Source organism: Paraburkholderia sp. SARCC-3016 (assembly GCF_031119615.1).
GTDB lineage: Bacteria > Pseudomonadota > Gammaproteobacteria > Burkholderiales > Burkholderiaceae > Paraburkholderia.
The window spans coordinates 1-13444 of sequence record NZ_JAVHZD010000022.1 but is presented as its reverse complement, the minus strand read 5'-3'; the positions used below and the strand labels follow the sequence as shown (position 1 = coordinate 13444).

The following is a 13444-nucleotide window of genomic DNA, read 5'->3' as shown; positions in this document are numbered from 1 at the left end:
CCATGAACCAACAGAACGGGCAACACGACAGCCAGCACGCGAGCCTCTTAAAGGGCAAGTCGCCACGCAACGCTCTGTATGCGGTCGGCGGTGTGGCAGCAGTGGTGATCGGCGCGCTCGGCTTTTACTACCAGGTAAAAGAGAGCGCCAAGGTCGACGAACAGGCGGCGCTGCAGAAGAAGGCCAAGGCGGCGGAAGTCGTCGACAAATCGCACAACACGCAGGACCTCAATAAAACGATCGAGGACCAGATGAGTGATGCCCGCAAGATGGCGGCCTCGGAAGCGAGGGCCGCGGCTGCCGCGCGCGCTTCGTCGTCGTCGACGCCGAATGCAGGGAATGCGGCGCCTGCGCTGTCGGCCGATGGCTTTATCAACGATCAGCGGACGAAGCAGCTCAAGGCCGAATCCGATACGGATGCTATTTTCGCGTCTCCGATTTTCAAGCCCGGCCTGAAGGTCAAGGATACGGCGCCGACGCCACCCAGCCAGATGCCTGGAATTCTCACGCCCGCGCAGGTCGCTGCAAGGCAGGCGGCCGCACAACAGGATACAGCAGGCTCGGTGGGTGACCGCGTCGCGTCGGCACTTGCGGCAGCGGGACTGGGGGGGCAACAGTCGGCCCGCCCGTATTCGAGCCAGGAGCACGACGCGACGTTCATCAAGAACGTCTCGATGCAATCGGGCAGCGACCAGGACTTCCCGCGCACCGGTTTCGTGGGACAGGCGCGAGGATGCGTATTGTCGCCTCCGCATCACATCGGTGTGCTCGCGGCAGAGCGACTGGATTCCGATCGTCCCGGCACTGCCTCGTTGATGGTGGAAAAGGACGTGTACGACAGTATCCGCGGCGACTGCCTGATGATCCCGAAGGGCAGCTTTATCACGGCACCGTATAGCTCTGATATCCAGCCGGGACAGGAAAGCATTCTGGTCGCGGCAACGGAGCTGCGTTTGCCGAACGGCAAGCACGTCCCGCTCTTCGGCGCGCAGGGCGCCGATGGAGACGGCTCGGCCGGCTTCTCGGGCGACGTCAACAACCATTTCCTGAAAATCTTCGGCACGTCGTTCCTGACGGCGATCCTGCTGGGCGCGTTTGACAAGAACGGCACGACGTCGACTACCACTGGCCCGCTCGGGGTCACGCAGGTTGGCACTACGGCGGGACAGGTCGCGGCGACGACATCTCAATCGGTCCTTGAGCGCTACAAGAACATACCGCCGACGATTACCTCGGACCCCGGCCAGCGGCGTTTCATGCTCAAGGTCAATCGCGACATCGTGCTGGAGCCGTACCGCGATGAATAAGCGTACGGAAAAGTGCTGGATCTTCGGCGTGCTTTCTGCCGTGCTCGTTGCGCACTTCCACTGCGCTCATGCTGTGACAATCGCAGAAGTGATCAGTCCGACGAGCGTTGTGCTCGCCCAGGGCGATGCGCGCAAGCTCGCTTCGTTTGGCGGAAAGCCCGTGTTCTGGTGCGGCCTGCACGCATTCGAATCGTGGGCGGCCCCGCTTGTGGGGCAGACGGTTGCGAGTACCCCGGAGACGGGCATCACGGTTTCAATCGATGCGCAGAAGGTGTCGCTGGAGCAACTGCTCATCGCGAAGGGCTGGCTGCAGCCCGCCGTGCTAGATGACGAAGCGCAGGCCGCGATTGCGGAAGGCCGTGGCGGCTGGGCCTGCGCGAGCGCGACCGTCCCATTCGAGGTGATGCACACGAGCGTCGATCCAAAGGTTCTCGCGGGCATCGCGCTCAACGAGTCGGGACTGAACGGACGCGCCTGGCCGTGGACGCTGAACATCGCGGGGCAGGGCTTTTTCTTCAAGACCCGCGAGGATGCTTATCGCGTTGTCCAGTCGCTGATCGCGCGCGGCCGCAGCGACTTCGACGTAGGTCTCATGCAGATCAACTGGGGCTACCACGCGCGCCGCTTTGCGTCACCTTGGGACGCGCTCGCGCCCGCGACGAGCATTCGCGTTGCGGAGGAAATTCTCAACGAGAACTACAGCAAGACGCACTCCGTCGCGAAGGCTATCGCGTACTACCACAGCGCCAACCCGGTCCCCGGTCAGGCGTACCTGGCGCGTTTCGCGCGACACCTTGATCAGATCCAGGCCGGACTATGAAGCACACCGTCTCCCGTATTGCGCTTGCCTGTTTAGCGTTGCTCAACGCGATGGCCGCGCACGCTGCGAATACCGATCCGTTCGATTTCGACTACGAGATTTCGGGCGGTATCGCAGAGCGCCCGGCGTTGATCTTCAACGACGGGTCGAAAACCTATATCCAGCCGCGCGCGGATCAGGTCATTACGGCAACGGGCGGACACGCTGAAGGTCCGTATGTCGTCGTCGACGGAACGCCTGAGTCGGTCACGTATACGGTCGCTGGCAGGACTGCCACGGCTAGGTGGACGAGGGCGAACGCCTTCATCGGCGCTGGGGCACGCGGAACGCTCGCCACGCTGCGCGACGATCAGCCGCCCGCATTCGACGGATTCACGAACCGCCTCGTGCTGATCGGCTCGCACGGCTCGCTCGAGCCTGTGCGTTCGCTGAAGGCGACGATGCCCGTCGCGAACATCGTCAAGGCACTCGCGCCGCAAGGCTGGACGGGCTCGGCGCAAAAAGATGTTGATCTGACTGAATCCAGCACGTTTGCGACGCACGCGGGCGAGAACTGGATGCAGGCGCTTGACCGCCTGATGACGCAAAACGGGCTGTATGCGGATGTCGATTTCACGTCGCGCCATATCCGCCTGCATCGGGATGCGCCGAAGTCCGGCGCGCTCAATTACGCCGCCGGTGAAAAATCACATCCCGATGCGATGCCAGAAGCCGTTGCTGCGAACGCAGACACGCCGGCGCCGCAGGTTTCGCTGCTGGCCGAAGACTTCGGGGCACAGGCGATTCGCGACGCCGACGATGCGCACACACAGATCCGCTTCGCGAAGGCCGTGAAGAAGCTGACGTTCCGCACGCCCGAAGGCAAATCGCTACATCCGGAGTGGGACGACGCAACGCCTGTTGTCACGATCGATCGGGCGGACCGGTTCACGGTCTCGGATGGCAGCAACAGCGTGAACATGATCCGCACGGCAGGCACGGTCTATGACTTCGACCATGCGAGCCCGGTGCACCTCGAAGCGGTATTCGACAACGATGGGCAGACGTATTTCAAGTTCGCGGTATCGGTCATTCACGCGACGGTGTCGGATGCACGACACCTCGGGTCGGGCGAGCAGAAGGGACGCTACTACCGGTTCAACGGAACAGCCGACCAGTTCATCGTGACTGCGGACGGCAGCACGCTGAATGTGACGCGCCGGCATGACGTGAGATACACGGAGCAGCCAGGTGGCGGGTCCGAGGCCGTACCGGCAATCGCCACCGCCACCGCCATGGTGAAGCCGTGATGCGCCCGATCTCCGTGCTGGCCAGCACAGTCCTGTTTGGCGCAGTGCCGTGCCACGCAGATTGTCTCGACGACGCGGCCGCATTCCAGCACGTGAGCACGCAACTCGTGCACGCCATTGCACAGCACGAGTCCAGCATGCGTGCGAACGCGGTGAACGTGAATGCCAATGGCAGCGAGGACATCGGGCTGATGCAGATCAACACCTCGTGGCTGCCGACACTCGCGCGCTATGGCATCCGCCGGGAGCACCTGTTCGACGCCTGCGTGAACGCATATGTCGGCACGTGGATTCTTGCGTCGAACATCAAACGCTTTGGCCCGACATGGAAGGCGGTTGGGGCATACAACGCCGCGTCCGGTTCAAAGCAGCTCGTCTACGCCAACGCCATCTATCGACGCCTGCAGCGGCAGGGGCACTGAACCATGCAAACGACAACGATCATGCAATCCCATCGCCGTATCCGTGCATCCGTGAGCGCATTGTCTGCGCTCGTCCTGCTGTTTGTCAGCCCGATGAGCCACGCGACGCTAGAGTCAAAGCCGACCACAGGCGATGGCTGGCAACTACTCTCGCAAGGCACGTCGGGGCAGGCGCCGCCCATAAAGGCAGAGGCAGCATCTCCAGGCATAACGGCGGCCAGTTCGCTGGCAGTCGCACCGGTCGTATTGCCGGGCGGCCCACTATCCGCGGATCAGACACTGACGCTCACCATCACGCCGCAGGACATCAACCTGCGTAACGCGCTCGACCGGTGGCTGCAGACGCAGGGCTGGCAGCTCGCATGGAAGATCGACGACGATCTGCCGCTCGAATTCAACGCCTCGTTCACGGGCGATTTCACTTCGGTACTCACGCAGGTGATGCGCGCGACCAATCACATGCGCACGCCCACGCGTATCTGCCGCCATACCAACAACGTCATCCGCGTGATCGCCCGCGCGGCCAACTGCAAGGACTGATCATGCGCATGCCTTTCCTGAAGAGCGCGGTCGCCGCGGCGGCCGTCACGATCATCGCGGGCTGCGCGGTGACGCAAGGCGACATCAATGCCGTCTACGACGCGAGCCATCAGACCGCAACGGATGCAATGAACGCAGAACCGCAACCGCTGCCGCTCGTCGAGGATGTGTATTCCGCTTTTCTGGGCGACCGTCAGGTACCGGTCGCTTACGACGCTTCGTTGCCCGCGGTCTTCCGTGAGCGGCAGGTGACCATACCCGCGAACCTTGGTGTCAAACAGATCGCGACGTTGATCTCAAACGCGACCGGGTACTCGGTGCACCTGAGCCCCGATGTCTTTGTGCCACGTGAATCGCTGGTGCCGCGCGAATCGACGGGCGATGGGAAGACGAACGGTGTTTCGGGCGCAGTGGGCCGCAACAACTACGAAGAGCCGGTGTTTGCGCAGGCATACACCGGCAAGGTGGGTTCCTATCTGCGCGACATGACCGAGAGCCTGGGCCTCGACTGGTCATTCGATGGCGCCACGATCAACATCTCGCGCTTCGTGACGCGGATGTATCAGGTCGCCGCGATTCCGGGCAAGGTCTCCGTCAAGTCGACCATGTCCAAAGGCATGAACACGTCGACCGGCAACCAGGCGAATGGCGGTGGGTCGACCAGCAGCGATACCGGGTCCTTCTCGGCGACCACGTCGACCGGCCGCGATGGCTCGTTCGACCAGATCCAGTCGATCACCGACGAACTCAACCGCCTTCGCTCGCCGATGGGTCGTGTCGTCGTGAATCCGCAAAGCCGCCTTGTCGTTGTCTACGACACGAAGGAAGCCGCCGACCGGATGGGCGAGCTGCTCTCGCGCGAGAACGCGATCTCGACGCGTCAGGTGTCGATTCGCGTACGCACGCTGCAGATCCAGCTGAACAACGGTAGTCAGGCCGGGGTGAATGCGGATGTCGTGTTCAACAGCATTCAGGGCGGCCTCGCGAAGTACGCAGTGAGCTTCACTTCGCCAACCTCGCTGTCCTCCGGCGGCGGCACGGTGGGCCTCTCGGTGCTCAAGCCCAATACGCCGTTCTCGGGCACGAATGCCGTGATCAATGCCCTCAACATGTACGGCAAAACCATCACGGATTCCACACAGACCAAGCTGACGCTGAATGGCCTGCCGGTGTCGGTGGCGTCGTTCCAGAGTGACGACTACCTGCGCTCGACGACGCCCTCGGTGGGCAGCATCAGCGGAACGTCAGGTGGCGTGCCGGGACTCACGCCAGGTACGGTGACGACGGGCGACTTCGTGAACATCCTGCCGTCGGTCAACGATCACAACCAGATCGTGCTCGCCTACTGGTCCGACAGTTCCAAGCTGAACGGGCCGTTCACCTCGGCGACCGTAGGCGACGGCCAGACGCTGCAACAGATCCAGCTCGCGCACACGATCGGCAGCAAGAATGACCAGACGATCGCGCTATCCGATGGCCAGACGGTCGTGCTGTACGGCACCGTCAACGATCAGGCCGACAGCACGACGAATGGCGGCATCGCCGGTATAACGGGCACCTGGAACAAGTCGCAGATGTTCCAGGTGATCATGCTCACGGCGAGTGTCGTGCCGTCGATGTGAGCGCAACCATGCATATCACGGAACCACTGCCGGGCGACCGGCGCGCGAGGCTCGCTTTCGGCCTTGACTGGCGCGCGTACCCGGTCAAGGGTGCGCGGGCCGAGCGTCGTCGGTACGCCGATGACTTTGGCGCGACGAACTATGTCGAGTACAAGGTCGGCGACGAACTGATCGGTGGCTTTGCAGCGCCGGACACGGGAGAAGTGCGGGGCGCGCGGCTGTATTCAGGCGCCGCGCGCATCGCCCTGCATGCGCGTGTGAAATCAAGGGTGGCAGCGCTTGTCCTGCTGCAGGACGCGGAGAAAGTCCACCTCGTCTTCGTCGTGCGGGGCGCGGTACGCAACGATGAAGTGCTGACCGTCGAAGCTGCGCGCGTGCGGCGCTTCGATATCGAGCAGGAATGCCTGCGCCTGAACCTTTCACTCTCGACGCTCGGCGCAGGACAGTCGATTGGCGACGTCGACGAAGAGTTCAGCGCGGCCGCGCTGCTCGCGGATCGGAAATGCGGCCGCATCCAGAAGCTGCCCGTGCATGTGCCGGCCGCGATACCGCTCATCGTGATCGTCGCGACCGTCATCTTTGGCGTGATCAAGGTCATGGACGCCTTTGCGCCGCCGCCACCGCCGCCCAAACGCGAACCGACGCTGCAGGAGCGTTACGCGAAAGTCGTGAATCAGACGTTTGATCACGCCGAACCGCGCGCGTCGGCGCTCGCTCCAGCGCTGCTCGCGCAGCTGGGTACCAACGAGACGGTACTCGCAGGCTGGCTCTTCGAGCGCGCCGAGTGTGGCTCGTCCGGTAACTGCACGATCACCTACCGTCGCGAAGGTGGCAGCTTCGGCGGCTTCGACACGGTCGCCGACGCAGCGATGCGTCCGGTGCGTTTCGATCCGGACGGCCTGCACCTGACGATGCGCGGTCCCGGCGTGCCCGCCGTTGCGACCGTATCGGCAAAAAACATCAAGGACTGGCCGGACGAACAGGCGCTGATTGACATGGTGCAGACGCCGCCGCAGCGGCTCTCGGTCAAGCCTTATGAGATCGACAGTCACGGCTACGTCGTGAGGCTCGAGCCCGCAAAGCCGTTGCTCGCCGTGCCGCCAGCGCTTGTGCGTACTGCAAAGGGAAAAGCGTTCCCGGTGATCCGGCAAGGCAACTGGAAGATCGAGGGCTTTCGCTGGCAGGCGCCGCTACTCGCGAGGCTTCCGCCAAGCATGACGCTCGAGAGTCTGAGCGTCGAGCTGTGGCTGAAGGATCAGGTTGGCATCCATTTCACTGCGAAGGGCAAATACTATGTTCCGGATTAAACGGCTTCTCATGCTTGGCGCGCTGCTGGTGAGCACCGCGGCCTTTGCCGACCCTGCATCGCCGCATCTGTCGATCGACGATATCGACCAGCTCGCGCGCGACAAGGTGGTACGTCAGCTCAAGGGCGGCGACCAGCCCGCATCACAGCCTCAGGCGGCAGTCACACCGCCGCCCGCACTGCCAATGCCCCCGCCCGTGCAGACGCACGTTGAAGAGCGGGCCGAGCCGGTCCGCTTCGTTGGCGCCTTCGGCGACCCAACCGGCTCGAATGTCCTCTACGAATACCGTGGTGCGGTCTATCCCGCGCACGTCGGCGCGAAGCTGCTCAACGGCTGGAGAGTCCGGAAAGTGGATGGCTATCTGGTGAGTGTTTCGAACGGCAAACGGAGCTGGACCGAACCGATCAGCGGAGGCTCGCCGCAACGCGACCCGGGCCCCGTTGCAGCCGGTCCGCTGCGCGCGCTTGCCGACCTTGGTGCACCGCTGCCGCCGGCCATGATGCCCGCGCCGGTGCCGGCTTCATTCGGGAGATAAACATGAGCATGTTCTCAGGTGTGGACAACGATGAGCCTTCCTCGCGCGGCATCCTCTCACGACTCAAGGGCCTGCGTGCCAGCTTCACCGAGTCGACGCCGGCTGCTTCGATGCCAATCGCGGGCGCAGAGCCGCGCTTTAAAAGCGCGAACCCGGCGACCAACCCGACAAGCGCAGCGGCGGAGCCCGTCGCGGGTCAACCGATGACGCTCGGCATGCGGTTACGCATGGCCGATGTCACCGACGTCGATGCGCATGACGCCCCTGAAGAGAGCGAACCGTTTCGCAACGCGCCGGCAACACCACGGGGAGTTGTCGAGGAAGCGCCCGCGACAGCACCGCAAGTGGACGCAGGCGCGGCGGTCGAGCCAGTGATGGACCGGACTGCAACGGCGCCGGCGCCTGCTGGACTGGTCGCCAATACGGTAGTGGCGGATCTTCCCAGGTCCGTGAACGAACCAGGCGCACTTCAGCCCGACGACGCTGGAAATGATCTGGTCGCGCAGGACGTCACGATCACGCCGGCGGGTCTGCCGCAACTCGTCTCTGCCGACGCGATCTCGTTCAAGCGCATCCTTTGCGAACGCAGCGCCGACGCCGCGCTGAAGATCACTGATACAGCACGCCGTGAGTTCGTTGCGGTCGACTTGCAGGCCGGTGTGGCGATTGTCGTCGCGACGAAGCGCTTTCACGAGACGGCGCTCTATTCGACGTACCTGAAAGACCTCGCGCGCGCCGATATTGCCGTGCGCGAGGAAATGATCGCGACCGAAGAAGTGATCGCCGCACTCTATGCGACGGAGAAGAACCGCTCGGCCGCGATCGTGCCCGAGTCGTCGCGCGCGATCGGTACATTCCGGGACGTGATGGAGGCCGCGCACGCGTATAGCGCTAGCGACGTGCACTGGGAGTACCGCGACTTCCACGACGAGGTCGAGTTGCGCTTTCGCGTAAACGGCGATCTGTACTCGTACCGGAACATGCCCAAGGCGCTCGTGCGGCGCGCGCTGTCGGCCGCGTATCAGGACCTGGTCCAGCGCAATACCAATTCGGGTGAGACGTTCCAGCCGAGCGCGCCGCAGTCAGCAATGATCCCGCTCGTCGCGCAGATGGATCTGCTTAACCTGCGCTGGCAGAGCTCGCCGCTCGTTGGCGGGTTTGACGTGGCATTGCGTCTGCTCGACGGCAACTTCCGGAAGGTCAAGGTGCGCTCGCCCGGCGAGATGGGACTCGAGCCGAGCCAGCTGCGCATCATCGAGTCATTGGGCAACGTGAGCGGTGGTGTGGTCATCGTGACCGGCGAGACGGGCTCTGCAAAGACGACGCTGTTGCGTGCCCTGTCGTATCTGATGAGTTCGCGGGATCTGAGCAAGCAGTATGCGGTCAGTGAGCCGGCTGAGTATCCGCAGCCCTGGTTATCCGAGATTTCGATTCCGCGGCGACCGGACGAAACGGATGAGGACGCGAATCGCAAGGCAGCTGAAGTGGTGCGTACGCTCATGCGGATGGACCCCGACGACCTGACGATCAATGAGGTCCGTGATCGCGTGATGGCGGCGCTTGTCGCCGAACTGGCGCTCACCGGCCACCCGGTGCGCACCTCGTTTCACGCAGACAGCGCGATCGGCGCGTTCATGCGGCTCGTTGGCGGTCGCCTTCAATTGCCGATCGACGAGGTGTCGTCCGAGAAGTTCGTCAATGCGGTCGGCAACCAGAAGCTGATTCCGCTGCTGTGCCCACACTGCAAACGACCTGCAGAGGACGTGATGCCCGCAGCGCAGCTGGAACTGCTGCGCACGAAGTTCGGCCTCGACACATCGAAGATGGCGTGCAGGGATGAGGACGGCTGCCAACATTGCCGGTTGCCGGGCCTGTTCACGCGCGCAGGCAAGGTCGCCGCAGGCACGAAAGGGCAGACCCTCGCGATGGAACTGTTCAGGCCCACGCCCGAGTTTCTCGATCGTATCGCCGTGCGCGACTGGCGCGGCGCAGAAAAGGTTTGGCGCTCAACACGCACCACGGGTTTCGCCAGCGCTGACATGACTGGCAAGACCATCTACGAGCACGCGCTCTACAAGGCGTCGACCGGCATCATCGATCCGCGCTTCATCGACGGGTCGATGAAGCCGTTCGCGGAATACCACGTGTTCGCGGACCGCGACGGGAGGATGCCGTCATGACCCGGGGCATTCTGTACACGCTGTTCATGGCGCTACCGCGCGACGAGCGCATGCGCATCGCGACGTGGCGTTTCCAGAAAATGCGTGAATCGTTTTATCGGGAAACACGCCTTGACGTCGTCTCGAAGGGGCTGCGCAATCGCGAAACGCTGCTTGAACGCCTGACGACACTGGAGCGCCGGCATCGCTCACGCAAAGCCTTTGTGTGGCCTGCATTCCAGGCGATCGCCCGACGCATGCAGGCAGGCGACGACTTCGCGGCCGCGATGAAGCGCTTCATTCCCAACGACGAGTACGCACTGCTCGAACTCGCCGGCGCGTCGAACCGCGCGGACGCCGCGGTGCGCGGACTTGAGCTGGCGGAGATGGCGGCGGGTGCAAAGCGCGTCCTCTCCGGCACGACGTCGATCGAGATGGCTTATCCAGCGTTCCTTCTTGTTTACCTGTACGCCTTCTGCATGCTGTTCGGCGGGGCGATCTTCCCGCAGGTGCTCGACGTCAAGCCATTGGCGCAATGGCCGACGGCGGGGCAGTTCGTCTACGCGATCGACACCTTCTGCTACGAGTACTGGTGGCTGACCGGCAGTCTGCTCGTCTCTGCAGTCTCGTTTTATTTCTGGACGATGCGCCGCTGGACAGGCGAGTTTCGCAACCGGCTCGATCGCGCGCCGCTGATGTGGCGCAACCGTCGCGATCTGCGCGCGGCGCTGCTGATCGTGTCGCTCTCGGGCCTGTTCGATTCGGGGCTCACGCTGCGCGCGGCGCTCGATCGCCTCACGCGCTCGGCCGATCCGTGGCTGCGCTGGCACCTCATGCGCATGAGCCGGCGACTCACGCTCACGCCGCATGAGCCGATGCGCGCGCTCGACACGGGCATCTTCTCCGAGATGGTGGTCGACACGATTTCGGACGCGGCCGGGCGCGACCAGTTCGTCCAGGCCATCAAGGATCTGGGTCGTGATTCGCTCTCCCGCGTTGTGGAAGCCGTGCGTCGTAGCGCGAAGGTCACGCATTACGTCCTGCTCGGCCTGGCTGCGGTGGCGTTTCTTGTTCTCGGTGTGGGCTCCTACCTGATGACCGGTGCGGCCAGTCTCGATACGTCGCCAGTCCCCGATGTTCAAACCCTTTCACATTAGGCTCGTCATGTCGCAATACAAACGTCCAATCAACTCTCCCTCGTTGCGCGACATGGGCCGCCGTCGGCGCCAGACCGGCGAGCTTTCCATGATTGAAGCAGCTGCGGTGATGGCCGGTGCCGCGCTACTCGCGCTCGGCGCGTACGCTGGCGGAAAGTTCGTGATGGACCGCATCCACGCGTCGCAATTCAAGAGCGAGGCGCAACTGTTCCATACGGGCATTCTTGACGCGACTGCAAACGATACCGATTTCGCGGGAGAGTCGCTGCAGACGCTCGCGCAGAATCACGCGTTCGATGCAGCAGGAGCACGTGTTGCCACAGGGTTCAATGCGGTCAAGGGCATATTCGGCGGCGATGTAACCGCCGCTGCGGGCACAGTTGACACGACCAACGATGCACTGGTGGTCACCTACCCGGTACCGGCGACGGTCTGCTCACTGAGCGTCGCCGCACTGGCCAACGCGTACACGCAGCTCGTCGTGAACGGCACGACCGTGTCGGGTCCGAACACAACGTTTGACAGCGACACAGCGGCCACCGCGTGTCAGTCCGCGGGCAGTACCGCCAGTATCGAGATGTTCACCACGCGTAGCTGACCGGCGATCGCCATGGTAAGCATCATTGAGATGGTGATCGTGCTCGTGGCCGCTGCGGCGCTCACTGTGCAAGGCATCCGCGAGGACATTGCGCACAAGCGCGCACAGCTGCTCGCGATTGAAGGGCAGAACGAGGCGGTCATCAACGATGCGCTGTCGCAATGGGTGACCGACAACTTCGCGGCGCTGCTCGACGAGTTCACGCAGAGCGGTTCGCCTGACCTGACGCCGCCGACGCTCGACCAGCTGTTCACGAACGGCAACCTGAAGCAGCCGCACAGGAATGGCCCGTTCTGGGGTGGCCAGTACACGGTCAGCATGACGATGGTGCCGGATGGATGCACGCAGGAGGCTGGCAATTGTCACGTCTCGTACACGTTCTATCCATCGTTGCCGCTCACAAAGAACGGCAAGGCAGACGTGGCCGGTGCTGCACAGATCGCGTTGGCGGGCGGGGCATCGTTCGGGTTTTCGAAGACACAGAATGCCAGTGAGATCAGCGGCCTGAACGGCGCATGGACAGCGACCAATCCGCTCGGCAACCAGCCCGCGGTGATTCTCGCAACGAACGGTCCGGGCTCGGATGGCGACTCGGTATGGATCGCGCGCGATGGTCATCTGACGTGGACGGGTAGCCAGAACGTGAACGGCGTCGATCTGCACAACGTTGGGAACATCGACGCGCAGGGGACCATCGCGGCACCCACGGTCGCTGCTTCGAATGTCGCAGTGAGTAACGCTGTCCGCTCCCCTGGCACGCTGTTTATCCAGAACGAGGCGGGTACTGCGCCCGCACCGGCCGACATGGGTACAGCCACGTTGCATGGCCCGCTGCAGCTCGCGAATACCGGGGTGCCGCGCGCGGCCTGCACTCCGCCAATGGTCGTCGGCAACAGTGATGGATCGGGACAGGTGCTCACCTGCCAGGGAGGACAATTGATCCCGGTCGGCGGTCCATGGCAGCTCATTACACAGAACCCATATAGCAGCGGACAGGTTGTGTTACCCCCCACTTGCAGTGCAGGTGGCACGCCAAAAGTTCTGTTCACGCCGCAGGTCATCTCTGTTGACCCGACGGCGACAGTAAGCGATGTGTCGCCACAAGGACCTGGTCCATGGCCCGTTTCCATTCTGAATGGTCAGCTACAGCCCGTCGCTGGCACGGTGATGGCCTCGACGTACTGTGTTTATTAAAGGACGTTAAATCATGAAGCTCATCAAACTCTTGCTGCTGGTCGCCGCAATGTTCTTCGGGCGGTCCGCATTCGCGGCACCACCGATTGGCTGCATACAGGACTATCAGGATTCGACGTGCGTGATTCCGCTGGTGCATGAGTACATACAGCCTCCTCTGTGCCCAGCGACGCCCGGAACCGTGACCGATGCGCCGGCGCAGTGGATAGGGTCGAAATGGACGCAGCCGGCGTGTCATTTCGTGCAGCCGCCGGGGTGTTCCGCTGACCAGATTCAGACACAAGCGCCTACTTGGAACGGAGCACAGTGGGTCGGACTTGGTTGTGCAGAGCCGCCACCCGAGCTTGTGACGCCGAATACCCCTCGCCAACCTATCAATAATGGATTCGTGCAGCTGCTGCAGATTACGATGTATTTACAAGTCGGATCGTAGCCATGTCGTTCTGTGAGCCAAGGAGTTGGTAGAATGTTTTGTCTTCCTAAGACCGCTTGGC

At 63.0% G+C, this 13444-nt stretch carries 13 protein-coding genes; all 13 read left to right on the top strand.

All coding sequences use genetic code 11. The features are described from left to right. The first annotated feature begins 2 nt into the window (after nt 1-2). Nucleotides 3-1307 (top strand): TrbI/VirB10 family protein, encoded by a 1305-nt coding sequence (locus QYH69_RS21635; protein WP_308833830.1) that lies wholly within the window; start codon nt 3-5, stop codon nt 1305-1307. After that, nucleotides 1300-2127 (top strand): transglycosylase SLT domain-containing protein, encoded by an 828-nt coding sequence (locus QYH69_RS21630; protein WP_308833829.1) that lies wholly within the window; start codon nt 1300-1302, stop codon nt 2125-2127. Before QYH69_RS21635 ends, QYH69_RS21630 begins: the two co-directional genes overlap by 8 nt. After that, on the top strand, nt 2124-3416 hold the full coding sequence (locus QYH69_RS21625) for a hypothetical protein (RefSeq protein WP_308833828.1): 1293 nt from the start codon (nt 2124-2126) through the stop codon (nt 3414-3416). The genes QYH69_RS21630 and QYH69_RS21625 overlap by 4 nt, the downstream gene beginning before the upstream one ends. Next, nucleotides 3416-3838, top strand: a complete 423-nt coding sequence (locus QYH69_RS21620) for a lytic transglycosylase domain-containing protein (RefSeq protein WP_308833827.1) — start codon at nt 3416-3418, stop codon at nt 3836-3838. Before QYH69_RS21625 ends, QYH69_RS21620 begins: the two co-directional genes overlap by 1 nt. A gap of 21 nt (nt 3839-3859) precedes the next feature. After that, the gene (locus QYH69_RS21615; protein ID WP_308833826.1) at nt 3860-4378 is read left to right on the top strand and encodes a toxin co-regulated pilus biosynthesis Q family protein; all 519 of its coding nucleotides are present in this window, start codon (nt 3860-3862) and stop codon (nt 4376-4378) included. A gap of 2 nt (nt 4379-4380) precedes the next feature. Next, nucleotides 4381-6000 carry a type II secretory pathway protein gene (locus QYH69_RS21610; protein WP_308833825.1) on the top strand — a complete coding sequence of 540 codons (1620 nt, stop codon included), beginning with the start codon at nt 4381-4383 and terminating at the stop codon, nt 5998-6000. An 8-nt stretch (nt 6001-6008) separates the two neighbouring features. Then, nucleotides 6009-7307, top strand: a complete 1299-nt coding sequence (locus QYH69_RS21605) for a type 4b pilus protein PilO2 (protein ID WP_308833824.1) — start codon at nt 6009-6011, stop codon at nt 7305-7307. A 10-nt stretch (nt 7308-7317) separates the two neighbouring features. After that, nucleotides 7318-7842, top strand: coding sequence for a hypothetical protein (locus QYH69_RS21600; protein WP_308833823.1), 525 nt, complete (start codon nt 7318-7320; stop codon nt 7840-7842). A 2-nt stretch (nt 7843-7844) separates the two neighbouring features. Beyond that, nucleotides 7845-10022 carry an ATPase, T2SS/T4P/T4SS family gene (locus tag QYH69_RS21595; protein WP_308833822.1) on the top strand — a complete coding sequence of 726 codons (2178 nt, stop codon included), beginning with the start codon at nt 7845-7847 and terminating at the stop codon, nt 10020-10022. Then, a complete protein-coding gene (locus tag QYH69_RS21590; protein WP_308833821.1) occupies nt 10019-11158 on the top strand; it encodes a type II secretion system protein in 1140 nt (379 codons plus the stop codon). The genes QYH69_RS21595 and QYH69_RS21590 overlap by 4 nt, the downstream gene beginning before the upstream one ends. An 88-nt stretch (nt 11159-11246) precedes the next feature. Next, on the top strand, nt 11247-11756 hold the full coding sequence (locus tag QYH69_RS21585; protein WP_308833820.1) for a type 4 pilus major pilin: 510 nt from the start codon (nt 11247-11249) through the stop codon (nt 11754-11756). Nucleotides 11757-11768: 12 nt separating this feature from the next. Continuing rightward, on the top strand, nt 11769-12950 hold the full coding sequence (locus QYH69_RS21580; RefSeq protein ID WP_308833819.1) for a hypothetical protein: 1182 nt from the start codon (nt 11769-11771) through the stop codon (nt 12948-12950). Between the two features lie 13 nt (nt 12951-12963). Continuing rightward, a complete protein-coding gene (locus QYH69_RS21575) occupies nt 12964-13383 on the top strand; it encodes a hypothetical protein (protein WP_308833818.1) in 420 nt (139 codons plus the stop codon). The last annotated feature ends 61 nt before the right edge of the window (nt 13384-13444 follow it).